The 23544-nt window shown below is 41.2% G+C and carries 30 protein-coding genes and 2 pseudogenes; 5 read left to right on the forward strand and 27 right to left on the reverse strand.

Features of this window, described 5'->3' with window-relative positions; translation table 11 throughout:
- Positions 1-2 precede the first annotated feature (2 nt).
- The 12 genes and pseudogenes from PCY07_RS02720 to PCY07_RS02775 form a co-directional block, all read right to left on the reverse strand.
- Complete coding sequence (locus PCY07_RS02720) at positions 3-683, reverse strand: ABC transporter ATP-binding protein (RefSeq protein ID WP_004182281.1); 681 nt, start codon at positions 681-683, stop codon at positions 3-5.
- Positions 680-1255 (reverse strand): TetR/AcrR family transcriptional regulator, encoded by a 576-nt coding sequence (locus tag PCY07_RS02725; protein WP_301356585.1) that lies wholly within the window; start codon positions 1253-1255, stop codon positions 680-682. Before PCY07_RS02725 ends, PCY07_RS02720 begins: the two co-directional genes overlap by 4 nt.
- A 149-nt stretch (positions 1256-1404) precedes the next feature.
- Positions 1405-2328 carry an aldo/keto reductase family oxidoreductase gene (locus PCY07_RS02730; RefSeq protein ID WP_301356586.1) on the reverse strand — a complete coding sequence of 308 codons (924 nt, stop codon included), beginning with the start codon at positions 2326-2328 and terminating at the stop codon, positions 1405-1407.
- A 263-nt stretch (positions 2329-2591) separates the two neighbouring features.
- Positions 2592-2828: pseudogene (locus PCY07_RS02735) on the reverse strand (hypothetical protein); the annotation flags it as partial.
- Positions 2829-2831: 3 nt separating this feature from the next.
- Entirely contained in the window at positions 2832-3131 is a 300-nt protein-coding gene (locus PCY07_RS02740; protein WP_301356587.1) for a hypothetical protein, read from the reverse strand.
- 17 nt (positions 3132-3148) lie between these two features.
- Positions 3149-3688, reverse strand: a complete 540-nt coding sequence (locus PCY07_RS02745) for a hypothetical protein (RefSeq protein ID WP_301356588.1) — start codon at positions 3686-3688, stop codon at positions 3149-3151.
- Between the two features lie 49 nt (positions 3689-3737).
- Entirely contained in the window at positions 3738-3929 is a 192-nt protein-coding gene (locus tag PCY07_RS02750; protein WP_301356589.1) for a hypothetical protein, read from the reverse strand.
- 195 nt (positions 3930-4124) lie between these two features.
- On the reverse strand, positions 4125-4868 hold the full coding sequence (locus tag PCY07_RS02755) for a flavodoxin (RefSeq protein WP_301356590.1): 744 nt from the start codon (positions 4866-4868) through the stop codon (positions 4125-4127).
- 9 nt (positions 4869-4877) lie between these two features.
- A complete protein-coding gene (locus tag PCY07_RS02760) occupies positions 4878-6191 on the reverse strand; it encodes an MFS transporter (protein WP_301356591.1) in 1314 nt (437 codons plus the stop codon).
- A 35-nt stretch (positions 6192-6226) separates the two neighbouring features.
- A complete protein-coding gene (locus tag PCY07_RS02765) occupies positions 6227-6529 on the reverse strand; it encodes an NAD(P)H-binding protein (protein WP_301356592.1) in 303 nt (100 codons plus the stop codon).
- A 16-nt stretch (positions 6530-6545) separates the two neighbouring features.
- Positions 6546-7427 (reverse strand): alpha/beta hydrolase, encoded by an 882-nt coding sequence (locus PCY07_RS02770; RefSeq protein WP_301356593.1) that lies wholly within the window; start codon positions 7425-7427, stop codon positions 6546-6548.
- Between the two features lie 10 nt (positions 7428-7437).
- A complete protein-coding gene (locus PCY07_RS02775; RefSeq protein ID WP_301356594.1) occupies positions 7438-8298 on the reverse strand; it encodes an aldo/keto reductase in 861 nt (286 codons plus the stop codon).
- 108 nt (positions 8299-8406) lie between these two features.
- Here PCY07_RS02775 and PCY07_RS02780 point away from each other — a divergent pair, with 108 nt between their 5' ends.
- Positions 8407-9234, forward strand: a complete 828-nt coding sequence (locus PCY07_RS02780) for a LysR family transcriptional regulator (protein WP_061455081.1) — start codon at positions 8407-8409, stop codon at positions 9232-9234.
- A 61-nt stretch (positions 9235-9295) separates the two neighbouring features.
- Here the strand turns inward: PCY07_RS02780 and PCY07_RS02785 are convergent, their stop codons facing one another.
- The 13 genes and pseudogenes from PCY07_RS02785 to PCY07_RS02845 form a co-directional block, all read right to left on the reverse strand.
- Positions 9296-9859 carry a TMEM175 family protein gene (locus tag PCY07_RS02785; protein ID WP_301356603.1) on the reverse strand — a complete coding sequence of 188 codons (564 nt, stop codon included), beginning with the start codon at positions 9857-9859 and terminating at the stop codon, positions 9296-9298.
- A 21-nt stretch (positions 9860-9880) separates the two neighbouring features.
- Positions 9881-10240 carry a flavodoxin gene (locus tag PCY07_RS02790; protein WP_301356595.1) on the reverse strand — a complete coding sequence of 120 codons (360 nt, stop codon included), beginning with the start codon at positions 10238-10240 and terminating at the stop codon, positions 9881-9883.
- 74 nt (positions 10241-10314) lie between these two features.
- Positions 10315-10728, reverse strand: coding sequence for a flavodoxin family protein (locus PCY07_RS02795; protein ID WP_061455080.1), 414 nt, complete (start codon positions 10726-10728; stop codon positions 10315-10317).
- Positions 10729-10760: 32 nt separating this feature from the next.
- Positions 10761-11618, reverse strand: coding sequence for an aldo/keto reductase (locus PCY07_RS02800; RefSeq protein ID WP_301356596.1), 858 nt, complete (start codon positions 11616-11618; stop codon positions 10761-10763).
- A 52-nt stretch (positions 11619-11670) separates the two neighbouring features.
- Entirely contained in the window at positions 11671-11805 is a 135-nt protein-coding gene (locus PCY07_RS02805; protein WP_301356597.1) for a hypothetical protein, read from the reverse strand.
- 22 nt (positions 11806-11827) lie between these two features.
- The gene (locus PCY07_RS02810) at positions 11828-12484 is read right to left on the reverse strand and encodes an NAD(P)H-binding protein (protein WP_183139471.1); all 657 of its coding nucleotides are present in this window, start codon (positions 12482-12484) and stop codon (positions 11828-11830) included.
- Positions 12485-12511: 27 nt separating this feature from the next.
- Positions 12512-13326 (reverse strand): annotated as a pseudogene (locus PCY07_RS02815) (aldo/keto reductase).
- Positions 13327-13328: 2 nt separating this feature from the next.
- Complete coding sequence (locus PCY07_RS02820) at positions 13329-14192, reverse strand: aldo/keto reductase (protein WP_301356598.1); 864 nt, start codon at positions 14190-14192, stop codon at positions 13329-13331.
- A gap of 459 nt (positions 14193-14651) precedes the next feature.
- Positions 14652-15866 carry an ABC transporter permease gene (locus tag PCY07_RS02825; protein ID WP_301356599.1) on the reverse strand — a complete coding sequence of 405 codons (1215 nt, stop codon included), beginning with the start codon at positions 15864-15866 and terminating at the stop codon, positions 14652-14654.
- Complete coding sequence (locus PCY07_RS02830) at positions 15863-16756, reverse strand: ABC transporter ATP-binding protein (RefSeq protein WP_049522587.1); 894 nt, start codon at positions 16754-16756, stop codon at positions 15863-15865. The genes PCY07_RS02825 and PCY07_RS02830 overlap by 4 nt, the downstream gene beginning before the upstream one ends.
- Before the next feature lie 11 nt (positions 16757-16767).
- Positions 16768-17565, reverse strand: coding sequence for a DUF3169 family protein (locus PCY07_RS02835; protein ID WP_301356600.1), 798 nt, complete (start codon positions 17563-17565; stop codon positions 16768-16770).
- Between the two features lie 2 nt (positions 17566-17567).
- Positions 17568-17777: a helix-turn-helix transcriptional regulator gene (locus PCY07_RS02840; RefSeq protein WP_301356601.1), complete on the reverse strand. Its 210-nt coding sequence runs from the start codon at positions 17775-17777 to the stop codon at positions 17568-17570.
- 13 nt (positions 17778-17790) lie between these two features.
- Positions 17791-18099: a hypothetical protein gene (locus tag PCY07_RS02845; RefSeq protein WP_301356602.1), complete on the reverse strand. Its 309-nt coding sequence runs from the start codon at positions 18097-18099 to the stop codon at positions 17791-17793.
- A gap of 236 nt (positions 18100-18335) precedes the next feature.
- Here PCY07_RS02845 and PCY07_RS02850 point away from each other — a divergent pair, with 236 nt between their 5' ends.
- From PCY07_RS02850 to PCY07_RS02865, 4 genes are all read left to right on the forward strand, one after another.
- Positions 18336-18809, forward strand: coding sequence for a GNAT family N-acetyltransferase (locus PCY07_RS02850; RefSeq protein ID WP_301556726.1), 474 nt, complete (start codon positions 18336-18338; stop codon positions 18807-18809).
- A gap of 157 nt (positions 18810-18966) precedes the next feature.
- Positions 18967-19446 (forward strand): ferrous iron transport protein A, encoded by a 480-nt coding sequence (locus PCY07_RS02855; protein ID WP_301356672.1) that lies wholly within the window; start codon positions 18967-18969, stop codon positions 19444-19446.
- Complete coding sequence (gene feoB / locus PCY07_RS02860) at positions 19439-21577, forward strand: ferrous iron transport protein B (protein ID WP_301356673.1); 2139 nt, start codon at positions 19439-19441, stop codon at positions 21575-21577. The genes PCY07_RS02855 and feoB overlap by 8 nt, the downstream gene beginning before the upstream one ends.
- 9 nt (positions 21578-21586) lie before the next feature.
- Positions 21587-21733: a FeoB-associated Cys-rich membrane protein gene (locus PCY07_RS02865; RefSeq protein ID WP_049499461.1), complete on the forward strand. Its 147-nt coding sequence runs from the start codon at positions 21587-21589 to the stop codon at positions 21731-21733.
- 77 nt (positions 21734-21810) lie between these two features.
- Here the strand turns inward: PCY07_RS02865 and PCY07_RS02870 are convergent, their stop codons facing one another.
- Positions 21811-22740 carry a hypothetical protein gene (locus PCY07_RS02870; protein ID WP_301356674.1) on the reverse strand — a complete coding sequence of 310 codons (930 nt, stop codon included), beginning with the start codon at positions 22738-22740 and terminating at the stop codon, positions 21811-21813.
- Positions 22741-22758: 18 nt separating this feature from the next.
- Positions 22759-23541, reverse strand: coding sequence for a DUF6612 family protein (locus PCY07_RS02875; protein WP_301356675.1), 783 nt, complete (start codon positions 23539-23541; stop codon positions 22759-22761).
- Positions 23542-23544: the final 3 nt, after the last annotated feature.

Here is a 23544-nt window from a genome sequence, read left to right on the forward strand (position 1 = left end):
GCTTACCATCCAATCTCATAGGCAGTCTGAGGCTGATCATTGGTCACAACTTCAGTAATCTTGCCACTATTGACACGAATGATGGTTCTGGCCATATCTGCAATATTTTGGTTGTGCGTCACCATGATGAGGGTAAAGCCCAGTTTCTCCTTTAATTTCCAGATATAGTCCAGAATCTTGCGCCCTGTTTCTTCATCTAGGGCTCCCGTCGGCTCATCTAAGAAGAGTATCTCTGGCTTTTTAGCCAAGGCCCGAGCAATGGAGACTCTCTGCTGTTCCCCACCCGACAATTCACTCGGATACTTGTCCAGCTTATCGCCAAGCCCCAAATCCTCGATGATCTGCAAAAAATCATGATTGTTTGCCAGGTCAGCTCCCATCTTTACATTCTGTCTGACCGTTAGATTCGGCAATAGATAATACTGCTGGAAAATAAAGGCAATCTTCTCCCGTCTAAAGGCTGTCAATTGAGCATCCGTGAGTTGAGACAAATCTTGTCCTTGAATGAGGATATGCCCCTCGTCTACCTTTTCTAATCCTGACAGCACATTTAAGAGAGTTGATTTCCCAGATCCAGAAGGACCGAGGATCACCACATCATCCTGGTCTTGAATCTGCAAATCAATCCCTTTTAAAACCTTAGTTTGGCCGTAACTCTTGTGCACATTTTCTAGTTGAATCATTTCTTTCCTACCATTTCTTTGATGAGAGATTGACAAACCTCTGTCAGTAATCCAATCACTTCTTCCATGCCGAACTGATAAATACCAGAAGCAACCATAGAGGCCATCCCGTGTGAGTAGATAAATAGATGCTGGTACAAGCGACTAGCTTCCTCTACAGTCAAAGGATAGTCTGCAACGATCGAATCCAGAACCAATTGGTAACTATGATCCTTCATGGGAAGAAAATCTTGAAAGCGACGAATCGGATCTTTGCTAGGATTTTGGAAAAGCAACTGAAAGAGTTGGGGTTCTTTTGAGGCGAAAAGGATATAAGCAACCCCGACAGATCGAAAAGGCTTTTCATCTTCTAAGGCCTTGCGAATATACTCCACCACGACCATCTCCGCGGCAACAATAACCTCTGCTTGTAACTCAGCCATATTAGCAAATTGCCCAAAAATGACTCTCGGTGTGGCTCCCAGTTTCTCCGCTAATGCTCTAGCAGTTAAACTAGCCATTCCCTCATCTCTCACCAATTGTAAAGCTGTCCCAATGATAGCCTCTTTACTAAATTTAACCTTGGGTGGCATAAGACTCCTTTCACGCAACATTTGTTGCGCAACGATTGTTACATAAAAGAATACCATAAAAGATAGAGACTTGTCAAGAAAAACCTGAAAACTACAAAACAAAAAAACAGACCATCGATAAGAGTGAAATCTGGTTTACTATCAAGATTCTAAGGTAAATCATTACCTGCAGCCAAGTAGATTTGGTACCATTCCTTGCGCGTTAGGGTCACTGCTGCTGCTTTCTCTGCTTCAAGGACATGCTGGGGTTTGGTCGTTCCGATGACGGCCTGCATCTTACCCGGATAGCGGAGGACCCAAGCAAGGGCGATAGCTGTCGGAGTGACCTGGTATTTCTTCGCCAAGTCATTGAGGACGTGATTGAGGGCCGCAAACTCTTCCTTGCCGACAAAGTTCCCCTTAAAATAGCCATGCTGGAGGACAGACCAGGCTTGAATCACCGTATCAGTTAAGCGACAATACTCAAAGACACTACCATCTCGCACAGCTGCTTTTGGACCTTCCATATTGACATGAAAACCAGCTTCAAAGCTTGGTGTAAAGGTGGCACTCAACTGCAACTGGTTGATCTTGAGTGGTTGTTTGACAGCCGTTTTGAGCAATTCTATCATCATGGGATTTTGATTGGACACCCCAAAATGACGGACCTTACCCGCTTGCTCCAAGTGATCAAAAGCTGCCGCCACTTCTTCCGGCTCCATGAGGGCATCCGGTCGGTGAAGGAGGAGACTATCTAAGCGCTCGATCTGCAGACGCTCGAGGATGCCATCGACAGAATCCAAAATATAGTCCTTAGAAAAATCAAAATAGGTAAAGCCGTCTTTGCGAATCCCACACTTGGACTGGATCCACATCTGATTCCGAAGATCCGGACGGCGCTTGAGAACCTTCCCCAGCAGGACCTCACACTGGCCATCGCCATAGATATCCGCTAGGTCAAAGGTGTTAATCCCAATCGACAAGGCTGCCTCCACCAAGGCCTCCACCTCATCTTCACTCATCTGACTGATCCGCATCATCCCAAGGACAATCGTGGACAAATGCTCATTTTCAGCAAACTCAATATAGTTCATGTCCGCCTCCTTTTCTGTAGTTCTATTGTAGTGAAAAGGCTTGCAAAAGTCAATTTGCAAGCAAAAGAGGCTGGGACAAAAGTCCTAGCCTCTTAATTGTTTTTGGATTGTCGAGCAAGACGCAGTGGTTGAGTGGGCTCTACTACGCTGATTTCATCAGCTTTTACAGCCCTACTCAACTGTGCGGAGGTGGGACGACGAAATCGAATTCTAACGAATTACCGATTTCTGTCCCACTCTCTCTCAGGTTGAAGTAGAATTTCTTATTCTTCCTCATCATCCAACTCCACTTCTCCGTGGATTTTGATGTATGCTTCATTTCTGCGCTCATATTCTGACCAAACCTGGTCTCTCACATCATCCATAAATGGAATTTCCTTAAGACTCAGTTCATTAAACTGTTCATAACTCATCGAAAGGATATCTTCATGTCGGTTTTTAAATTGCTCCACACTTAACCAGCTCTCTTTATCATCTTCGCTAATTTGACCCTCAATGGCAATTTATCCATTTGCAATCGCGTGATCCACAATGTGTTTGAAGGCATTGGGAGAATGAAGGCTTCCCATGGTTGTGCGTTCATTGGACCAACCACCATGACTAAGATAAACCACTGGATATTTTTGCTGGTCTGAATAGCCATAAGGAAGATAAATGACGGCTTCTTTTTCGATTGGAATTGGGGCGTTTGTCGTGTAGGAAAAAGATTCAAAAGTAGGATAGTTAAGGATTTCTAAGGTACCTGGTCTATCGCTAGGTTTGAAATAGTGTTTAGGAATGGGTTTCAAATCTGGAAATGTCATTTGTTCCTCACTTTCTCTTATTCTTTAAAAAGGTAAGTCAGTCCATGTTGAATCTCTAGTTCAAATGATTCTTGATTATGTCCACCACCGTTATTTTCCCAATAAATGAGGTTATCACCTGTTATCAAATCACTATGGTTGCTACGGAGGGCTTCGGTCTGTGGAATCATGCTGTATTTTGTCCCATCACTTCCACCTACCATCGCTATTATTTGGAAATCATTCTGCCCGTAGTTATTTTCTTGCAGACCACTGACCAAGGTTTCAGCAATAGCTTCATCGCTGTTTCTACCAGTAACTTGTCCAATCCAGCTATCGCCTGCCATCGGCAAGTAGTAGAAAAATTTATCACTCTGTTCAACCAGCACATCCCATGTCGTGATACCGCCCATAGAATAGCCACCGAAAGCTCTATGAGAACGACTTTCTGTAAAACCAGTTTCATCGGCTGTCTCAGCAAAGGTCGTGTATTGACTTTCAACCGTCTTCATAACCTCTAAAACTTCAGTCTCTGCAAAGTAATGATTTAAAGGATAATCAGCTGAATAATTCGACACAACAAAACTTCGATCTGGATAATAAGTCGGAAATACAACCAGCAGTGGCTCAAATATCTCCATTTGCAATCCAGTTATCTAGCAGTGGTTTGACGTCTGCCGCTACTTGCTCAGCAGACATGCCTGATCCGTGCATGAGATAAAGGATATTCATTGGTTTGCCTGTCTCATACGAATCAGGCACATAGACAAGTGCTTCCTTGTTATACTCTTTGCCATCATAAGTCGTTGTATAAGTCATACCGTCAATTTTACTGCCCTGTTCCTTAGAAAGCGAGTTAGTGCGAGAAGAACTTGACACATTTTGGCTTATCAACTCTGTTGAATTGTTGGCTTTATTGCTTTCAAAGTTTAGATAAAGAATCGTCCCTAGAACGACTAATAGCAAGCCTGTTAATGAAAAAATAAGAGTTCTTTTGATAACAGTTTTCTCTTTCTATTTGTTTAAATTGTTATACCACGTCATCAAGTCTGAATCAACCTGATCAACCTTATTTCCTTCGACTGCAAAGGCAGGCTCAATACGAGCGGTAACCTGGTTTTCAGCCAAAATAGTTTCGATATAATCGATACTTGATCCTAATCCATAACCACCATTTGTCGAAAATGGAATGATCGTTTTTCCATCAAGTTCTTTGGCATAGGTCTCGATAAAGGTTGCAACGGGCTCTGCCATGGTCATGCCCCAAATAGGATAGCCGATATAAATGGTTTGATAGTGAGATAAATCTGGCATCTCTACGTCCAATTCAGGAGTGTTTTTGACATTTCGTTCCTGATTGGCCCGTTGTACCGTTTCACCATAATCAGAACTATACGTTTCTTTGGCAACCAATTCAATCACATCTGCACCAGAAAGTGCCTGAATCTTGCTAGCCAGTAACTCAGTAGAGCCTGACCGTGAAAAATAGACAATCAGACTATCGGCGTCTTCAGACAAGATTCGAGTCGGCTCTTGCTCAGAATTGGTATCTTTTCCATCCGAGACTGTCCCTCGACTATTATTCCACTCTGCATCTGAGAGACCAACTTGCGGTGCTGCAATCTGACTTTGGTCCATTTTTCCGCTTGGAAGAATAGATGCCGAAGATGATGAACTGCTGTTTGTTTGGCTTTCGTTTTGAACGGAGCAAGCAGCTAAGACTAGAACACTTACCAATAAAATATAACTTTTTCTCATAGAAACCTCCTAGGGATTTTTTCCAAATTGATAAACAAAGATAAGGACAAAAAGCAAAGCGACTAGGCTAAAACCTGCCATCCAACCAAGACTGACATAGAAATTCGATGTCGTCGCCATAATAACAGATAAGCCAATTGGTCCACCAATTTGATGCATGGCATTTGTCAAGCCACTAGCCGAACCTGCCAAGTCATCAGGAGCTTGATAGATACCTGCTGCCGTCACAGGTGCAACGACCATTGCTTGACCAATACCAATTACCAGCATTGGCAAGGCAACAGCTTGCACATAACCCAACTCTAATGGTGATAGGCTAGCCCATAAAAGACCAAGTGACAAAGCGATCTCTCCAATGAGTAAAATACGATTATTACCAAATCGCTTAGTCAGTTTTGGGAGCTGAAGAGAAGTAAGGAAGGTTGTGATTGTCAAGGGCAGAAAGGCAAAACCAGACCCCAAGGCAGAAAAACCGTACTCAGCCTGTAATACCTGTGGCAATAGGAACCAATAGGGCAACATAGCCATCATGAATAGAGCTCTGACAAGATAGGCACCAAAACGAACTTTATTTTTGAATAAGTCTAATGGCATAATAGGTAGTTTTTGGCCTTTTTCATAGAAATAAAAGCCAATCAAGATAAGAAAACCAGCGATAACAAAGGCAAGGGGGTAAATCTCACCGTCCAAACCATAGATCAGACTCGCTAAACCTGCAACTGACAATAAACTCCCCAAGTAATCTATTTTCTCTTGGTGTCCAGCCTTAGCAACTACATGGCGATGAGTCAGACACATCAAGAGCAAGGTCAAAGGGACATTGATTAGAAAGCCTGCTCGCCAGGATACAAAACTGGTTAGACCACCACCAATCAAGAGACCAACACTTGATCCAATTCCAGCCGTCGCACCATAGTAGGAAATAGCTTTTGTTCGCATCTCACCCGTATAAGTATCCATCATTAAGGCAAGGGTTGTTGGCGCGATAATAGAACTTCCAATTCCTTGAATAGCACGTGCCAAAATCATCATAGATGCATTTTGGGCAAGGCCAATCACCAAGGAACTAAGTCCAAATATAGCTAGACCAATTTGAAAAATTCGCTTGCGACCCAACAAATCAGACAAGCGACCAGATAGGAGCAAAAAGCCACCGAAGGTAAGCGTATAGGCATTTGACACCCAAGCTAGACTGGTATCTGTTAGATTTAGACTCTCGCCAATCTGAACAGAGCTGGTAAAGATAATGGAATTATCCATTAAGATCAAAAAATAAGCTAATAGGGTAATGGGTAAGATGATCCCAAATGATTCTTTTTTCATATATTCACTCTTTCTTTTCATATACTCACACTTTCTTAGTAGAAAACTGGTTTCGCTAGAGCTTCACTTCCTGGCTCCACAATTCCAACGCTCACACCCAAGTCACGACTTGGATCTTGCAATAAGTCCATAACATATTGGGCAACTGCTTGGCGCGTGACTTGAGCACCTTTATAGGGTTCTCCTTGCGGAATCAACTTGTAGGAGCGATTGCCTTCCTGATTATAGAGCCAAGTCATCCGAAGGTAGGTATAATCCAAACCTGACTCATCCACTAACTTAGCACCGATAACCCGATTATTTGTTGGAGAATAAGCACCAATAATTACTAATCTCATTGTTTTTCTCCAATTTCTATTTGTTGATTTGTTTTTCCCAGAAGGAAATGGCGTTATCGATCCAACCTTCTGCTACTGTCTCTTTTCCAATGCCAAATCCATGCCTCAACCCTTTATAGACGTGAAACTGGCTGTCAATCCCAAGCTTTTTCAAGTTCTTCAGTCGATTTTCCATCACTTGCCAATTGGCAATCCAGTCATTAGTACCACAATTGGCATAGGTCGGTGCATCATCTCTAGAAACAGATGAATAACCAGTATATTGACTAACAACCATGCTGGCTGGCTCTATGGATGTCCTTGTTAAACGTTGTAATTCGCTTTTGTTACCTAAGCGAATAGCCATCCTAGCTCCAGCAGAACCACCCCAAAGCGAATACTGGTCAGGGTCTATCTTCAATTCACTGGAGTGACTATAAAGATAATCTAGGGCCTGTGCTAGATCTTCATAGGCCTTCTCGGGGCGATAGATCAGAGCAAAGGCATTGTAGCCTCTTTGGCTTAAGGCCAAGGCTTGTGGGAAACTGTCGTGCAAGGCAGCAACATAATGAAAACCGCCTCCTGCATTGATAAGGGCAAATTTCTCATATTCCTTCCCTTTGAAGTAAAATAGCCCTGTTTCTCTCTTACTTGGATCCTTCACCATCTCGTCCTCATCATAAATGGGGAAAAAGATTTGTTCATTTTTTTGAGCACGCTCGAGTAAGTTGTTCAAAACCTCTAAACTGGTCTTTGTTTTCAGGTTTGAATACCAGATAAAATGATTTGAATCAGTCACATCTTGGACAGTCTCCTCAGGATGAAAGGCCAGCTGAAGCGGAAATAATAAGTGTCCAAATCCTCTAAAACTAGGATGTTGGGTAATTTCTCTAATTTTTGTATCTTTTGTAAATACCATAATTCCTCCTTTAGACATGAGTCTTCTCACTCCCTAAACACAGGTTCAACCCTTTTACAACGGCTAAATTTTTATGGTCAATAATCTCACTGTAACCAATGTCCAGCTGTTTGATTTGGTCTAAGTCTTCTTGGTCCAATTCAAAATCCCAAAGGGCTACATTTTCTGCCAAATGTACGGGATTTGTTGATTTGGGGATGACGCTATTGCCCATCTGCACACTCCACTTTAAAGCGATTTGAGCAATGGATTTCTGATGTTTTTTCGCGATATTTTCTAATACTGGATGCTGAAAGATATTTTTCATCCCTTCACAAAGCGGGCCCCAAGCCTGAACCTGAATCCCGTAATCCTTCATCAGTTTCCTTAGGGATGATTGATGAAAGAAAGGATGAAGCTCAATTTGATTTACTGCTGGAACAATTTTTGTATTTAAAATAAAATCAAGCAAGCGATCTTCAGAGAAATTCGATACGCCAATAGCCTTAATTTTCCCTTGAGTATAAAGCTCCTCTAAGGCACGCCAAGATCCATAAACATCCCCCATCGGTTGATGAATCAAATACAGGTCAATGTAATCTGTTCCCAAGCGATTTAGGCTTGTTTCAAACTCCTTCATTGTTGCCTCATAGCCATCAGAATGAATCCAGACCTTGCTGGAAATAAAAAAATTCTCTCGAGCAATTCCTGAATCCTTAATAGCCTGCCCTAAATCTGCTTCATTACTATAGATACTAGCCGTATCAAATAAGCGATACCCAGCCTCAATCGCCTGTTTGATGTAGGTTTGAGTCTCATCACCTTTCAGCTGAAACAGCCCCATCCCAACCTGTGGCATTTCTATTCCATTATTTAATCTAATCTTATTCATACAGCTACCTCCACTTGATGTCTCTATTTTACAAGTGCTTTAAAAAATAGTACAATAGCAATTAGTTAGACTGCTATTTATAAAGTGAATAGTGACAAAGGAGAAAATATGATCAATTTACAGCACCTAGAACAATTGATTACGGTCGCTAAAGAAGGGACACTATCACGCGCAGCTGAGGTTTTATTGATTTCACAGCCGTCTTTGACCCGTAATATGCGTCAGTTAGAAGACGACTTAGGCGTCCAGCTTTTCCAACGAAGCAAAAACAAACTTTCCTTAACGGAAACTGGTAAATATACTGTTCAACAAGCAGAAGATTTGCTCAACCATGAGCAGCAATTTTTGAAAAATATCCAACGTTTTTCTCTCCAAACCACGATTTTATTTGGCGGCATCTCAGCTCCTGGTGTAGAATGGGAAGTGAGGAGTCGTTTGGCAGAGCAGGACTTAGGACAAGAAGTCCATGTCGAGTTACACGATAATGACTCCCTACTAGAAGGCCTACTTAGTCAGAAATTCCAGTTTATCGTGACAGACTTTCCAATTGAGCATGACGATGTGCTGACAACTGGATTCTTCAAAGAACAACTTTATATTTCCGTTCCACCTGCCCATCCCTATGCCATGCGTGAGGAAATTGCATTGGAAGATTTGGCAAACCTAACCATGCTCTTGCGGTCCGGTTTGGGGATTTGGCAACCACTTGTGGATCAGCTAACACAAACCAAATTTATTGTCCAGACAGATTGGGAAGCCTTTGACGAACTGATCTCTGCTTCTGCTTTGCCAAGCTTTTCAACCAATATCTCTCAGGCCTCCTCAGACAATCCAACCCAACGTGTGCATGTCCCAATCGTAGATAAGGAAGCCACAAAAACCTTTTACATCTCAACTTTGAAAAAGAATAAAAGTATATTAATGCAATTCACTTGATAGTACAGAAAAAAAGTATGGTTCCCTCGAAAGAACCATACTTTTCTTTATTTGATAAGGATTACTGCCTAATTGCTCTAGGTAAAACGATGACCAAGAACGTAAACAGCACTGCCCACATCATGGCAGAAGGGAAGACCGTTAAGGTCAAGACTAAACCTATTAGCTTTAGTGCAATATCAACTAGACCTTCCTTATCTAAAATGTTAAAACGGCTTGCTCCAACAGCATCGGGATTTAGTTTATGCAATTCGTGATACATCCAGACGTTACAAGCTGTTACCAGAAGAACAATGACCCCATATAAGGTTTGAGCAACTGAATTGTTAAAATCAGCCGAAACCAAGGCTGTGGTGTAGGGGAAAAAGGATGAAAAGAAGAGTAAGACAATTGAACTCCAAACCAAATTGGAGTTGATTTTATCAACCACATCCCAACTACGATGCAGATTAACCCACATGGTTCCCAACCAGAAGAAAGAAATGGTGTAGGCGAAAAAATTGGTCCGCAAATCCCATAGAGCCTGCCAGCTAATCGGATCCGGCCGTTTTAATTCCAAAACTAAAATCGTCATGATAATCGCCAAGACGGCATCTGTAAAAGCGATTAAACGCTCTTTTGACATTAAATTCATGTTCACTTCTCCTTAATAAAGAGTATTATACCAAAATTTATTTCTTTTGAGAATAAAGAGTTGTTCTCTCTTTCCATAGAAATCTTCATATCCTATCTCAGTAAGCCATTCAGCTACTTCTGAGCTTGTAGCTGATGAACTAAACCGTTGCCCTTCTTCCCAGTTGCCTGTTCCTACCATCTCTGCTAGTAAATTTCCACTTTCCCCTAAATCAGAGATAGTAGGTGTCGCAAATGGAATGACTGTTTTTCCTGAAAAGTCATTTTCTTCAACGAAATCATTGATAGGCCAGGCAGCTTCTTGCCACCAAATAGGATATCCAATAAAAATAACATCATAATCTGCCCAGTTTTCAGGAGTCCCTACTTCCAAAGGCGTTTCCCGTTGGGACTCATTGAGATACTCTTGGAAGACACGACTATTTTCTTCATGAATCTCTCCATTCCTTACCTAGTTATCATACCCTTGTAGTTCATTCCATACAAGCCGGCATAACGGCTCATGGTGTAGTTTCCCATATCAAGAACTTCCTGCGTCGGAGCTGAGCCTTGAAAGATGAAATACAACACTTTTCCATTGAGCTGTTCTTCGACAAGATTATACTGTCGATCCAGAAAATTCCGTACCAAACCATTGATGCTATGCCAATAGACTGGTGAGCCAATCACAATTGTATCTGCTTCAAATAGCTTTGCTAGCACCTCTTCAAATTGATCATCTGAGAAATCTTGTCCGTAATCATAAATTTTATAATCTGCTAGATGAAGCGTTTCAAAAGATTGATCTCCTAATAATTTTTTTGCTAAAGCGACGGTATTGCCATTTTTATTGGGACTACCGTTTATAAATAATGTTGTCATTTCACTTTCTCCTTATCTACCACACTTTATACCTATTTAAATGATTTCCCAACAAAGCTTGCCAAAAGTTCAACTGTTTTAGCTTCGTGATGATCCGAGAAGACAGTTGTGTTCGTGTTAAGAGTCGCAATTTTGTCCATATCTTCTGCTGATAATTCAAAATCAAAGATGTCAAAGTTTTGACGGACACGTTCTGGATTGGCTGATTTTGAAAGGGAGACAATGCCACGTTGCAACTGCCAACGAAGCATAACTTGTGCTGTTATTTTACTGTATTTTTCTGCAATTTCTTTTAAAACTGGATTATTAAAAACATCAAATTGTCCTTCAGCAAAAGCGCCCCAACTCTCTGTTTGCACCCCTTTTGAGAGCATATAGGCTTGCTCATCTTCTTTTTGGTTGAAAACGTGGAGTTCAATCTGATTGACAGCTGGAGTAACTTCATTAAAGGCAGCAAGGTTAGCTAATTGATCTGGTTTAAAGTTTGAAACTCCAATCGCTTTGATTTTTCCTTCTTTATAAAGTTCTTCTAAGGCACGCCAAGCTCCGAAAATATCCCCAAATGGTTGATGTAAGAGATAGAGATCAACGTAGTCCAAATCTAATTTACGTAAGGATTCTTTAAAAGCGTCTTTAGCAGCCTCATAGCTAAAGTCTGAAATCCAAAGTTTAGTTGTGATAAAGAGCTCCTCACGGGGAACACCTGAGGCCTTGATAGCTTTTCCGACCGCTTCTTCATTACCATAAACTTGGGCGGTGTCAATCAAATGATAGCCCGTTTTAATCGCTTCTTCTACAACTATCTGCGTTGTTTTGGCATCATGGATTTGGAAAACTCCAAATCCAACCATAGGCATTTTGATTCCGTTATTAAGTATTGTGTATTTCATTGTTTACCTCGTTTTTATTTATTTTTTTCATTATCCAAATGGATAGTTAGGATTAAATATTTCTTTCAAAGAAAGGTATGATTGCCTCAAAGGCGACACCTATAAAAGGATGGAGGTCGTACATGTCAAAGTGGCTTGCTTCAGTAACTGTCATTTTCCCTGATTCAATAAATGTTGCGACTTTCATTTTTTCTCCTTCTCTATTTATCTTAATAAACAGGACGTGTCAAACCTTGAGTATCGGGGTCTGCAAGACCTATACTTTCTCTATTGAGGTAAGTTGGATCAGCAATCATTTTGACGACAACGTCTGCAATACTTTGACGTGAGCCAGAGACACCGACATATGATTCTCCTTTGTGCGTAATACTGTATTTCACCTCATCACGGTCATTTAACCAAGGCAAACGTAAAGTTGTGTAATCTAAGCCTGATTTTTCTAACAATTCGTCAGAACGTCGAGCTCGATTGAGCCCTGCTTGCGTAAGCATTTCTGTATTCCAACGACCATATTCTCCAGGAACTTCTCCGTAAATCCCTAAAACATTTGAAGCTATAACACGTTTAACATCATTTTTAATCATTGCTGCAATAACACCTTGAGTCAGTTTGTTATCAGGGTCATGGTCAACATTTGAAATAAAAACAATATCTTGTCCTTGAACAGCCTTGTCCAACATTTCTTGGTCGTGAATGTCAGCATCTACTGTCCTTACACGCGCAGGATTAATAGCCACTAAGTCATCAACACGATGACTTTTTCGTAAATAAAGTGTCAATTGAACATCATCTTGTTCGCTCAAAAGACGCTTCGCTACAATCCGTGCAATTTGTCCATTGGCACCTAAAATTAAAACATTTTTCATTTATTATTCCTCAAACAATCTTAAAAATTAATCATTAGCATGAATGTCATAAGCTGACAAGAGATAATCTCCAACGCCTGGTGCGTCTGGGTCATGAGCACCTTTTCCTTTGTCAAGGGCACGAATCTCTGCCATTTCTTCAGCGGTCAATTCAAAATCAAAGAGTTCTTTGTTTGATGCCATGCGAACTTTCTTGGTTGATTTTGGCAAGACAATGACACCTTCTTGCACTTCAAATCGCAAAACAATTTGCCCAGCATCTTTGCCATATTTGTTAGCCAAAGCTGTGATGATTGGTTCGGCAAATAAGTCTTTATTTCCTTGTCCGAGTGGCGCCCAAGCTTCGATTTTAACATCATCCTTTGCAAGCAAGTCACGTAGAGCTTTTTGTTGGAAATATGGGTTGAACTCTACTTGGTTAACAGCTGGAATCGTATTGAAATGTGGAACAAATTGATTCCAAAAGTTTGGCGTGAAGTTTGATACACCGATTGATTTGATTTTACCAGCTGATTTGGCTTCTTCTAGAGCTTTCCAAGCCTCTTCGACTTTGCCATAAGGTTGGTGAAGCAGGTAGAGGTCAAGGTAATCAAGCCCCATTTTCCCCAAGGTTGCATCAATGGTTGCTTTAGCAGTTTCGTAAGCATAATCTTGAATCCAAAGTTTACTAGTGACAAAGATTTCATCACGTGGAATGCCTGAATCGCTGTGTCAATATGACGGTAACCAACTTCTAAGGCATCCTTAACAACTGTATAGGTCGAACCGTCTGCAGGAATTTGGAAAACACCAAACCCAACTGCTGGAATACGATTGCCATCATTTAAAGTAATTGTTTTCATCTTTAGTTTTCTCCATTTTTTCTCTGTTCAATCAAATGTAAGAACATGTCAACTGTTGAAGGATCTTGGTGATTGAAAAACAGACTTTCTTTTGTATCAAGTTCTGCAATGGCTGTCATATCTTCATCCGTTAAGTTAAAATCAAAAACATCAATATTCTCAGCCATACGCTCTGGTTTTACTGATTTTGTCAAGCAGACGATACCACGCTCTACCTGCCAACGAATCATAATTTGAGCTGTGGACTTACCATATTTTTCCGCAATCGCCACTAGTGTCGGATGAGAAAAGATGCCATTTCTACCTTCTGCAAAACTAGCCCATGACTCCATCTGAACATTGTTTTTGATCATATTCTCTTGTGCGAAAATCTGTTGATTAAACGGATGGGTTTCAACTTGATTGACCTGTGGTGTGATTTCATTAAAAGCCACCAGATCACTCAGACGATCGGGATAGAAATTGCTGACACCAATGGCACGCAGTTTCCCTTCTTTATACAAGTCCTCCAAGGCACGATAAGAACCATAATAATCTGAAAAGGGCTGATGAAGGAGCATCAAGTCTAGATAATCTAAGCCCATGACCTCCAATGAATGTAGAACAGCTTTTCTCGTTTTCTCATAACCGTAATGCTCTAGCCAGACTTTGCTAGTAATGAAAAATTCTTCCCTTGGCAAACCTGATTCTGCGATAGCTTCACCAACTTCTTTTTCATTGGCATAAGACTGAGCCGTATCAAAATGACGATAGCCAACCTTAATAGCATCAAGCACGGTCTGCTTTGTTTCACTGGCAGGAATTTGGAAAACACCAAAGCCAAGAATTGGCATCTTCACTCCATTGTTCAAATTAACGTTTTTCATAGGATTCATCTCACTTTCTGTCTATATTATAGTTCTCTTTCATTTACCTGTACAATAGCAAAGAAAAATAGTTGCTATAGCCGTTGTTGTCAAAAGTCTTACTTTTCTTGAGTTCATTTCTATACCTCTAAATCTTTTTTCTTGTCCCTTGGACATGATTTAGTATAAACGATAAAAACTCATGGGTAAAATAGTGATTTTTGATAATAGTATTCAGAATGTGAATACTGCATTAAGTTTAGTTCTTCTCCATCAACTATATTTATTCTGTTCCTGAGAATGTTAAAAATATTCTCAAGCTACCTTACCACATTTTCATATTCTTCAATTTTACTATCTAGATGATTTTGAATATCGTCGATCGCTTCTTGTAATTTATTAATAGTTAGAGACAAGTCTTTCAAAAAAATTGTAATCTCCATTCAAAAAGCCCTCAGCAATAACTGAGAGCTTCTTTGATTAGCGATAGCTAAGAGCACGTTTGATGGTCTTCCATGGTCCGAGGTCATCGGTCTGGAGGATTAAGCTCGCGTAGATTCGAGCGATGAGAACTGTTCCCACGATGGTAAAGAGGACCGCAATTCCCAATGAAGCCCAAGATTCAAGACCAGTCGCATAGCCATTGATGGTACGGAAAGGCATGAAGAAGGTTGAAAAGAATGGAATGTAAGAACCGATCTTCAATAAGAAGACATCACCGGCACTTCCCAAGGTGGTTACCCCAAGGAAGCTAAAGATAACTAACATCATTAGTGGCGAAATCGCTTTTCCTGAATCTTCAGGTCGTGCAACTGTTGAGCCTAAGAAGGCAGAGAGCACCACATACATAAAGATCCCAAGGATAATGAAGAAGACGGTATTGAGCGAGATCGACTCTGCAAGGTGTTGGGTAATCGGAGAGTTTGGAGCGAGAATATCCTTGACAACTGGGATATCTGCTCTAAAGATCCAAACAGCTACTAAACCAATCACATAGACAAAAATATGGGTAAAGATCACTCCGAAGAGTCCGAGCATGCGTGCGAAGAAATAGTCAGTTGCTTTGATACTAGAGAAGACCACTTCCATGATCTTGGTTCCCTTTTCGCTAGCCACTTCTTGGGCTGTGATACTCGAGTAGAAGATCAAAATCATATAAAGCAGCATTCCTAGACCACCTGCAACCATGGTTTGCACCATTTTCAAGCCTTCTTTTTTCTCATCAATTTTTTCTTTGAGAGAAACCTGTTGAGACAAGGCTGTCAGTTGCTCTTTGTTTAGATTGGCACGCGCTAGATTGATCCCTTGTTGGACCTGGCTTAATTTCGCAGCGACAAGGCTTTTCAATTCCATTTTCATGGCTTGATCGCCCACATAAGTGGCTTCTAGCTGGCCATCTTTTTCATCGACCGTTAGGTAAGCAGCGGCTTTTTCATCCTTGATGGCTTTTTTAGCTGCAGCTTCATCTTTGTAGTCTAAGGTCAAGCCATCAGTTCCTTTGAGACTTTCTTTGACAGCTGGCACTTCGGTCACCAAGGCCACCTGATTCTTCGCATCTGTAGAAGAATCCGTTAGATAACCGATTCCAACGCCCAATCCTAAAAAGAGGAAGGGACCGAAGACCATGAAGAGGAAACTCCATGATTTCACTTGTCTGATATAGGTTTCTTTCATTACGACAAACATCTGTTTCATACTTCTACTCCTGATTCAAGTTTAAAGATCTCATCAATAGTTGGGGCTTGGTGGTCAAAGGTCGCAAGGTAGTGGCCCTTGGTCAAGCGGTCAAATAATTCTGGACCCGCTGACGCGTCATCCAAGATCAGCTTCCAAGTCCCTTGCTTGGTCATGCTGACCTTGGTCACGTGTGGCAGAGCTTCCAGCTCTTCTTTACTAAAGTCGTTAGAGACAAAGAGGCGGGTCTTGCCATAGCTATTCCGGACCTCTTGGACAGGCCCTGAAAGGACCACCGAACCATCACGGATCATTAGGATATCATCACACAACTCTTCGACGTTGGTCATGACGTGGTCAGAAAAGATAATGGTGGCCCCACGCTCTTTTTCTTCAAAGATGACCTGCTTGAGCACTTCTGTGTTGACCGGATCCAACCCACTAAACGGTTCATCTAAAATGATCAATTTAGGCTCATGGATCAAGGTAATGATCAGTTGAACCTTCTGTTGGTTCCCTTTTGAGAGGCTCTTAATTTTATCAGTCAATTTCCCTTTTACTTGGAGCTTTTCCATCCAGGTCGGTAATTTTTCCTTGACCTCGGCAGTGCTCATTCCTTTTAAGGCAGCCAAATAGCGGACCTGCTCAAAAATCGTGAGTTTTGGCATGAGACTACGCTCTTCCGGCAAATAGCCAATTTCTTTGTAAGTTTCTTGCGTAATCGCTTTGCCATCTAGGTGGATCTCACCGCTGTAGTCCAAAAAACGCAGGATGCTGTGGAAAATGGTGGTTTTTCCGGCCCCATTTTTCCCAACCAAACCAAGGATATGCCCTTGTTGAGCTGTCAGATCCACTCCAAAGAGGACCTGCTTATTGCCAAAGCTTTTTTCTAAATGTCTAATTTCTAACATGAATGACTCCTTTACTCTTTATAATAACGTTTGGTAATTTTGTATTGTGAGACCAAGATATAAACATAAATCAGTGATACAACTACTAATGCTAACAAGATATCGGTATGGAAAAAGGTACCAATCAAGAAAATTCCAATTAAAGTAAAAGGCAAGATATAATTGCTTAACTTAATGATAATTTCATAGTTTTCCTCGTAGCTAATCTGTTTTTCAGCTTCATCCATCATACTCATCAAAAATTCCCGCACTTCCTTGGCATTGGCATTGCGAGGAATCGGTTTTCCATAAAGCAAATGGAAGGTCTTGCGAAAGAAGGTATCCGATAAGAAAAATAGGGCAATCAAAACGAGAAAGAGATAGAGCATGGTAAAAGTTCCAAAGATAAAAGCCAAGTGCCCTGTGGAAGGTCTATCCATATACACCAATTGACTATAAAAGATGATGACTAAAAAGTATGGCAAGATCATGGTACCTTTAAAAATGGTCGCTAACCCATACAGTTTTTCCTTCTGGATGTCATAGTGATAGGCTTCGTCTTCGTCTTCTATCTGGAGCATTTTTTGATGGACTTTTCTCGCGCTTATTAGTAAGGCTATCGTGACCATAAACAAGATAAGAAACAAAAGTATTGAGCCCAAAAGGAGTACTTCTTTACTAAAGAAGGATTGGATTTCAAGGGGCTTTTCGGATCCGAACATGCCTGTCAAAAAACCAATGACTCCTCCAATCAAGCCGGAACCTGTGATGATTCCGACATTTCTCCAAAAACGGTAACGATCGGATCGTTCTTGTTGTTGCTTTTTCATTTTTATTCCTCTCCCTCTATTAGACTAAAGACATTCTCCACCGGTTCCTTGAAAATCTGGGCGATGGTGATCGCAATGATAACCGAGGGGGTGTATTCCCCCCGCTCCAAGAGACTGATAGATTGGCGCGAGACCCCTGCTAGCTTGGCTAGCTCGGATTGGTTGAGCCCATCACGCGCCCTCAGCTCTTTCAGTCGATTTTTTAAGATCATGGCTTTCGCCCCCTTACAGTTGAATACCTTGAATATCTTCGATGCGAACTAATTTTGTCTCGCTTTGTTGTTTATTAATCACACGAGTCAGTTTGACCCAATCTTCATCGATATCCACAATTTCATATTTGGTTCCAAAATCATCTACTCTGACAGTGACCGTTTGGCCTTTCAATTCTTCTAAAAGTCTAGACATGTCTTGATTTCCTTTCACTTGTTTTTCTAATCGTCTAATGCGTTTGTTCAACCTTTTTATCTTCTTTTCTGAGCTTGCATAAATGATAACCAGAAAAGGGATAAATAGAATCCATATGGCTCCCATAAGAAACCCTCCCCTTCTTTCAACTAAAATTATTGTAACACTTCTTTTTCTTTTTGACAAGTATATTTGACAAAAAAATAAAAATATTTGTCAAAAATAGCAGGATAGTTGACATGGATATTTTGAGGTAAGAAATAAAAGGCCCGCATTTTCGCACCTTTTAACGATCCTTTTTCCATTGACAAGCTCTGTAAAAAATTTTTATAATATAGAAAATACGACTAAGGAGAACCTGCATGACGATTCGTTTAGCGCAACCAAAAGATATTCCTGCTTTGATTGGTCTCTTAGAACAGATTCTTTCCGTTCACCACCAAGCTCGTCCCGATATTTTCAAGGAAAGTGGCGGAAAATATAGTGAAGAAGAGTTAGAACAGTTAATGGCGCAAGATCAGACACCGATTTTCGTCTATGAAAATGCGGAGGGCCAGATCCTAGGACATCTCTTCGTCACCATTAAAGAAGTCTCTGACAATCCTGTGCTTCATCCGATAAAAACCCTCTTCATCGAGGACTTGTGTGTCGATCAAGCAACGCGTGGGCAAAAAATCGGCGATCAACTTTATCAGTTTGCCCTTCGTTATGCCAAGGAAATCGGATGCTACAACATGACACTTAATGTCTGGAATGACAATGAAAGAGCCCTTCGCTTCTATCAAAGACAGGGAATGATGCCTCAAGAAACTGTCATGGAAACCATCATTGACTAATCTCTAAATTCAAAAGGACCTGTAGTATCACAGGCCCTTTTTGCATCCCTAAGAACTCTAATCTGGAATCATTCTCATCTTCATTAAAACTGTCAGAATTATTTCATTATATGGTATAATGTTCCTATAACATAATTATAAAAGAAGGTCAAGAAATATGCTCATACTTGATGCAGCGATAAAAACACCTTATCGCATCCTTGGAATTGATTTACCAAAAGATAATCTACGCCATCTTTCTCATCTGGGCATGACACCAGGTGAGACCTTGGAAATTGTGACCAAAACCAAAGACAGTGCCATCCTCATCATTAAGGGGAGTCGGCTGGCATTTGATGCCTCTATTTTGAAAAAGATCGAGATTGCTCCCCTTGAACAGGAGCATACTTGTTTTCCACTTTCCGAGTTAGCCGTTGGTGAATCTGCCATCGTAGTGGATATTTTTGCAATCAACGAAGCCAAGCGTCGTCTCATGGACATGGGAATCACCAAACGAACCAAACTCTATCTGAGAAAAGTTGCACCTTTAGGGGATCCGCTTGAGATCACCCTGCGTGGCTATGAGTTAACCCTTCGAAAATCAGAAGCTCAGATGATTAGTGTGATTCAACTAGAGGAAGGAGAGAAGCATGACTGAAATCGCCTTGATCGGGAATCCCAATAGCGGGAAAACTAGCTTATTTAACCTTATTACAGGAACAAACCAGCGAGTTGGGAATTGGCCTGGTGTTACTGTTGAAAGAAAAAGTGGGATATCCAAAAAGGATAAAAGCATTCAAATTCAGGATTTGCCTGGGATCTATTCCATGTCCCCCTATAGCCCTGAAGAGAAAGTGGCACGGGATTATCTATTAAGCCAAGAGGCAGATAGTATCCTCAACGTAGTGGATGCGACCAATCTGGAACGAAATCTCTATCTGACTACCCAATTGATTGAAACAGGTATCCCTGTTACCGTCGCGCTCAATATGAGTGATGTCTTAGAGGCCCAGGGACGTTTCATTGATACTGAAAAATTATCCTATCAGTTAGGAGTTCCTGTCATTGCGACCAGCGCTATCAAGCAAACTGGTATAGAAAAGGCCATAAAAAAGGCTTCTCTCACAAGAAAAGATACAGTGACAGATTTAGCATATCCCCGCTATGATGACCGATTGGAGGCAGCTATTTCACAAATTCTTCAAATACTGGGTAATACCGTCCCAGAAAGAGCTGCTCGCTTTTATGCTATCAAGCTTTTTGAAGGGGATGCTCTTGTCACAGAAGAGTTAAACCTCTCTTCTTTCCAACAAAGTGAAATAGCAGATATCGTCCAGATTACTGAGGAAATCTTTACTGAAGACGCGGAATCTATCGTCATCAATGAACGCTATGCCTTTATCGAAAAAGTCTGCCGACTCGCCCAAGGACAAGATGCTACCTTCAAATTCAGCCTTTCAGATAAGATTGACCAGATCGTCACCAATCGAATTTTAGCTTTGCCGATTTTTGCAGTGGTCATGTATTTGGTCTATTACCTCTCCATCCAAACGGTCGGTCAGATGTGGACCGACTGGGCCAACGATGTCCTCTTTGGCAAATATGTCCCCGATGCCGTGACCAATTTTCTCCAGTATCTACACGTAGAGGATTGGCTTCAATCCTTGATCATCGATGGGGTTGTTGCCGGAATCGGAACTGTTCTCGGATTTCTGCCACAAATTTTCGTCCTCTTTATCTGTCTCGGTATCTTAGAAGATATCGGCTACATGAGCCGAATCGCCTTTGTCATGGATCGAATTTTTAGACGATTTGGTCTCTCTGGCAAGTCCTTTATTCCCATGCTGATCTCTACCGGCTGTGGGGTTCCAGCTATTATGTCTAGTCGGACCATCGAAAATGAGCGAGACCGTAAAATCACCATTATGACGGCCACCTTCATGCCTTGCTCTGCCAAGTTAGAAATCATCGCCCTGATTGCAGGTGCCTTTTTCCCTGACAATCCATGGGTCGCACCCAGCACCTATTTCCTTGGGATGACGACCATCATCCTATCTGGAATTGCCTTGAAAAAGACCCGTTTATTAGGTGGCCTAGCTAGTCCCTTTATCATGGAGCTTCCTGCCTACCACTGGCCAAAAGCCATTTCTGTTTTCCGCTACGCTTTTGGGAAGGCCATGAGTTTTGTGAAGCGGGCAGGAACGATCATCTTTAGCCTGACTATCCTGATTTGGTTCCTCTCTTCCTATAATTTCAGCCTCCAAGCCGTCCATACAGATCACAGTATTTTAGCCAGCCTTGGGAAATCCATTGCTTGGATTTTTGAACCACTTGGATTTGGAAACTGGAAGGCAACCGTTGCTGCGGTGACAGGTCTTGCAGCCAAAGAAACCGTGGTTGCGACTTTCGGTATTCTCTACAATGATAGCTCTACTGCCGGTTTATCTGCTGCCTTAAGAGTTGATTATACTTCCTTAGCAGCCTACTCTTTCCTCACCTTTAACCTGCTCTGTGCTCCTTGTATCGCAGCGATGGGAGCGATCAAGCGTGAGATGGGGGATCTCAAATGGACCCTGAGTGCGATCGGTTTTCAAACAGGACTAGCCTATGTCGTGAGCTTGGTCCTCTACCAGTTTGGCCTCGTCTTGTTTCTAGGACACCCCATTACCATCTGGACCGGATTAGCTGCCCTTCTTCTTCTGAGCATGCTCTACTTCATCCTGCGCAAACCTCAGCATCAAAAAGAGACAGTTATTACGCTCGACACCCTCGCAAATGCTCATCTATAGGAGGTTTTCATGTCAACCATTATCATTGCCATCATTTTATTTGGGCTCGCCTTTCTAGGATTTCGCCATTATCTCAAGGGGAAAGGATCCTGCGGAGACTGCGAGTGTTCCTGCCCCATCAAAGACGAGATGCACCAATCGCATCGACATCAGTAAAGAATAGGTATGTACCAGAAATCAAAAACGGAAAAAACCATTGGTCAATTGAACCAATGGTTTTTCTATCCTCCTATTTAATTCTCTACGATATTAAAATCTTGGGGAGCTTTGACTTCTTTTATCTGGTTAATATCTCGATAAGTAAATTCAAAATGGTCTTCATTGTTCACCGTTCGCCCTTTATCATTTTTCAATTTGGTATCTAGTTGAATCCTAGCCTCGCTAGGAACTAATTTTTCTTCTTTATTTGAGGAGTCTTTCTTCATAGACAAATAAATGTGCAACTTGACGGACTGAATCTCATTTTTCCCTTTGGTGTAAAGCTCACTATCTAACAAAGTATTTTGAAATTCTCCAATTTGATCAATATCTTTCTTAACATCACCCTTAAATTCCAGATAGATATACTGACCATCGATAGTTTTTTTAAATCGATCCGCATACTTCTCATAAAGTTTCAAAATGAGTTCATGACGTCCCACTTCTGGATCTTTTATATTTTGATATTTCAGGGCTGGTTCTATAACTTCTTCCACTCTATCCCAAGTCCAACTATCGTCTCCCTTCTTTATTTTTTTATACAGAACCCCTTTTTCAGGAGAATATAGTCTCACAATGGTATCCCCATATCCCGTAGAACCTATTTTATTGGCAAGACTTCGAAAATGGTCTGAATCACTGTCTGTCGTAGATCCATTTCCTCCATCTTTCGTATAAAATTCATTATATACTTGAGGGTCAAACTGAATTTTCCCATGTCGTAAGGTTGTTTCATACATTAGTGATTGTGAACCTTTTACCTCAAGTAGATTCTTTCGATAAATTTTACTGACATATTCCATGTTTTTTGCATCTCGCATTGCTTGGATATACGTTTTCACATCTTTACTCCCACTATCTTGTGTCGTATCCTTTGAAGGGGTTTTAGCCGATTGACAAGCTGAAAGGAATAGACAAGCAAGAAGAGATAAGAAAAACACTAATAATTTTCTTTTATGTTTCATATCTTCACTCCTTTTGAACTAAATACCACCTAATTTTTCAACAGCCTCTGGTACTTCTACTTGGATACCAGTATTTTGTTTTGAATAGGTAATTTTACACGTTAATTTTTCTTTCGCAAAAGATGAATTAGAAGTACAAGTATAAGTAACACCTAAAGGTGTCAAGTTCTCCTTAGAAACGATGAGGTCTATCTGGTAGCTCCCTTCTGAATTTTCAAAATAACTAACTCCTATGGGAACAGGGCCTTGCAACACGGCGTCATTTGGTTCTAGTAAATGATTGACATCCTTACTCTTATAGGTTAAGACATACTGGTCCTTTTTCTTGGTCACTTCAAACTTGTCTTTCTGTGTCTGAAAGAAGCGTATGGCTTCTTGATTTACCCCCACAGGTTGTTTATTCTCTTGAGAATAAGAAAACATTTCCCACTCTGATGAGTCTTTTGGTCTAGAATACTCATGAAAGGCATCGTAATACTCTTCTTGACTCGTACCGTTGTTCGTATATAGTCCACGTACCCTCACTGGTTTTAATTCAAAGGATCCTTCAAAAGTCGGAGTATATACTGCGTGTGTATTCCCATCACTTGTTGGTTCACTAAACTTTCTCTCAATCTTACTCTCCAGTTTGATTTCGCCATTTTTCAAGTGTTCAAAGGCTTCTAACCCCTTGTCGATGATTTGTTCTTGGCTTAGTTCCTTTGAATCACCCTTCCTGCCCTCAGCCTGTTGACATCCGACCAGGCTAGCCACTGCTAACAAACCAACAAGTGACAGGATAGGTTTTCTCATATTTAACATCCC

The sequence above is a fragment of the Streptococcus sp. SP1 genome (assembly GCF_030440005.1).
Taxonomy (GTDB): domain Bacteria; phylum Bacillota; class Bacilli; order Lactobacillales; family Streptococcaceae; genus Streptococcus; species Streptococcus parasanguinis.

Bases quoted from the DNA above. Each gene is read 5' to 3' on its own strand.
- PCY07_RS02855 (WP_301356672.1), top strand. From the start codon at position 18,967: ATGCTCATACTTGATGCAGCGATAAAAACACCTTATCGCATCCTTGGA.
- PCY07_RS02760 (WP_301356591.1), bottom strand. From the start codon at position 6,191: ATGAAAAAAGAATCATTTGGGATCATCTTACCCATTACCCTATTAGCT.
- PCY07_RS02840 (WP_301356601.1), bottom strand. From the start codon at position 17,777: ATGATCTTAAAAAATCGACTGAAAGAGCTGAGGGCGCGTGATGGGCTC.
- PCY07_RS02730 (WP_301356586.1), bottom strand. From the start codon at position 2,328: ATGAACTATATTGAGTTTGCTGAAAATGAGCATTTGTCCACGATTGTC.
- PCY07_RS02785 (WP_301356603.1), bottom strand. From the start codon at position 9,859: ATGTCAAAAGAGCGTTTAATCGCTTTTACAGATGCCGTCTTGGCGATT.
- PCY07_RS02765 (WP_301356592.1), bottom strand. From the start codon at position 6,529: ATGAGATTAGTAATTATTGGTGCTTATTCTCCAACAAATAATCGGGTT.
- PCY07_RS02770 (WP_301356593.1), bottom strand. From the start codon at position 7,427: ATGGTATTTACAAAAGATACAAAAATTAGAGAAATTACCCAACATCCT.
- PCY07_RS02810 (WP_183139471.1), bottom strand. From the start codon at position 12,484: ATGAAAAATGTTTTAATTTTAGGTGCCAATGGACAAATTGCACGGATT.
- PCY07_RS02750 (WP_301356589.1), bottom strand. From the start codon at position 3,929: ATGACTTATACAACGACTTATGATGGCAAAGAGTATAACAAGGAAGCA.
- PCY07_RS02830 (WP_049522587.1), bottom strand. From the start codon at position 16,756: ATGTTAGAAATTAGACATTTAGAAAAAAGCTTTGGCAATAAGCAGGTC.
- PCY07_RS02835 (WP_301356600.1), bottom strand. From the start codon at position 17,565: ATGAAAAAGCAACAACAAGAACGATCCGATCGTTACCGTTTTTGGAGA.
- PCY07_RS02845 (WP_301356602.1), bottom strand. From the start codon at position 18,099: ATGGGAGCCATATGGATTCTATTTATCCCTTTTCTGGTTATCATTTAT.
- PCY07_RS02865 (WP_049499461.1), top strand. From the start codon at position 21,587: ATGTCAACCATTATCATTGCCATCATTTTATTTGGGCTCGCCTTTCTA.
- PCY07_RS02870 (WP_301356674.1), bottom strand. From the start codon at position 22,740: ATGAAACATAAAAGAAAATTATTAGTGTTTTTCTTATCTCTTCTTGCT.
- PCY07_RS02795 (WP_061455080.1), bottom strand. From the start codon at position 10,728: ATGACAACATTATTTATAAACGGTAGTCCCAATAAAAATGGCAATACC.
- PCY07_RS02775 (WP_301356594.1), bottom strand. From the start codon at position 8,298: ATGAATAAGATTAGATTAAATAATGGAATAGAAATGCCACAGGTTGGG.
- PCY07_RS02800 (WP_301356596.1), bottom strand. From the start codon at position 11,618: ATGAAATACACAATACTTAATAACGGAATCAAAATGCCTATGGTTGGA.
- PCY07_RS02720 (WP_004182281.1), bottom strand. From the start codon at position 683: ATGATTCAACTAGAAAATGTGCACAAGAGTTACGGCCAAACTAAGGTT.
- PCY07_RS02755 (WP_301356590.1), bottom strand. From the start codon at position 4,868: ATGAGAAAAAGTTATATTTTATTGGTAAGTGTTCTAGTCTTAGCTGCT.
- PCY07_RS02820 (WP_301356598.1), bottom strand. From the start codon at position 14,192: ATGAAAAACGTTAATTTGAACAATGGAGTGAAGATGCCAATTCTTGGC.
- PCY07_RS02875 (WP_301356675.1), bottom strand. From the start codon at position 23,541: ATGTTAAATATGAGAAAACCTATCCTGTCACTTGTTGGTTTGTTAGCA.
- PCY07_RS02740 (WP_301356587.1), bottom strand. From the start codon at position 3,131: ATGACATTTCCAGATTTGAAACCCATTCCTAAACACTATTTCAAACCT.
- feoB (WP_301356673.1), top strand. From the start codon at position 19,439: ATGACTGAAATCGCCTTGATCGGGAATCCCAATAGCGGGAAAACTAGC.
- PCY07_RS02850 (WP_301556726.1), top strand. From the start codon at position 18,336: ATGACGATTCGTTTAGCGCAACCAAAAGATATTCCTGCTTTGATTGGT.
- PCY07_RS02725 (WP_301356585.1), bottom strand. From the start codon at position 1,255: ATGCCACCCAAGGTTAAATTTAGTAAAGAGGCTATCATTGGGACAGCT.
- PCY07_RS02805 (WP_301356597.1), bottom strand. From the start codon at position 11,805: ATGAAAGTCGCAACATTTATTGAATCAGGGAAAATGACAGTTACTGAA.
- PCY07_RS02780 (WP_061455081.1), top strand. From the start codon at position 8,407: ATGATCAATTTACAGCACCTAGAACAATTGATTACGGTCGCTAAAGAA.
- PCY07_RS02825 (WP_301356599.1), bottom strand. From the start codon at position 15,866: ATGAAACAGATGTTTGTCGTAATGAAAGAAACCTATATCAGACAAGTG.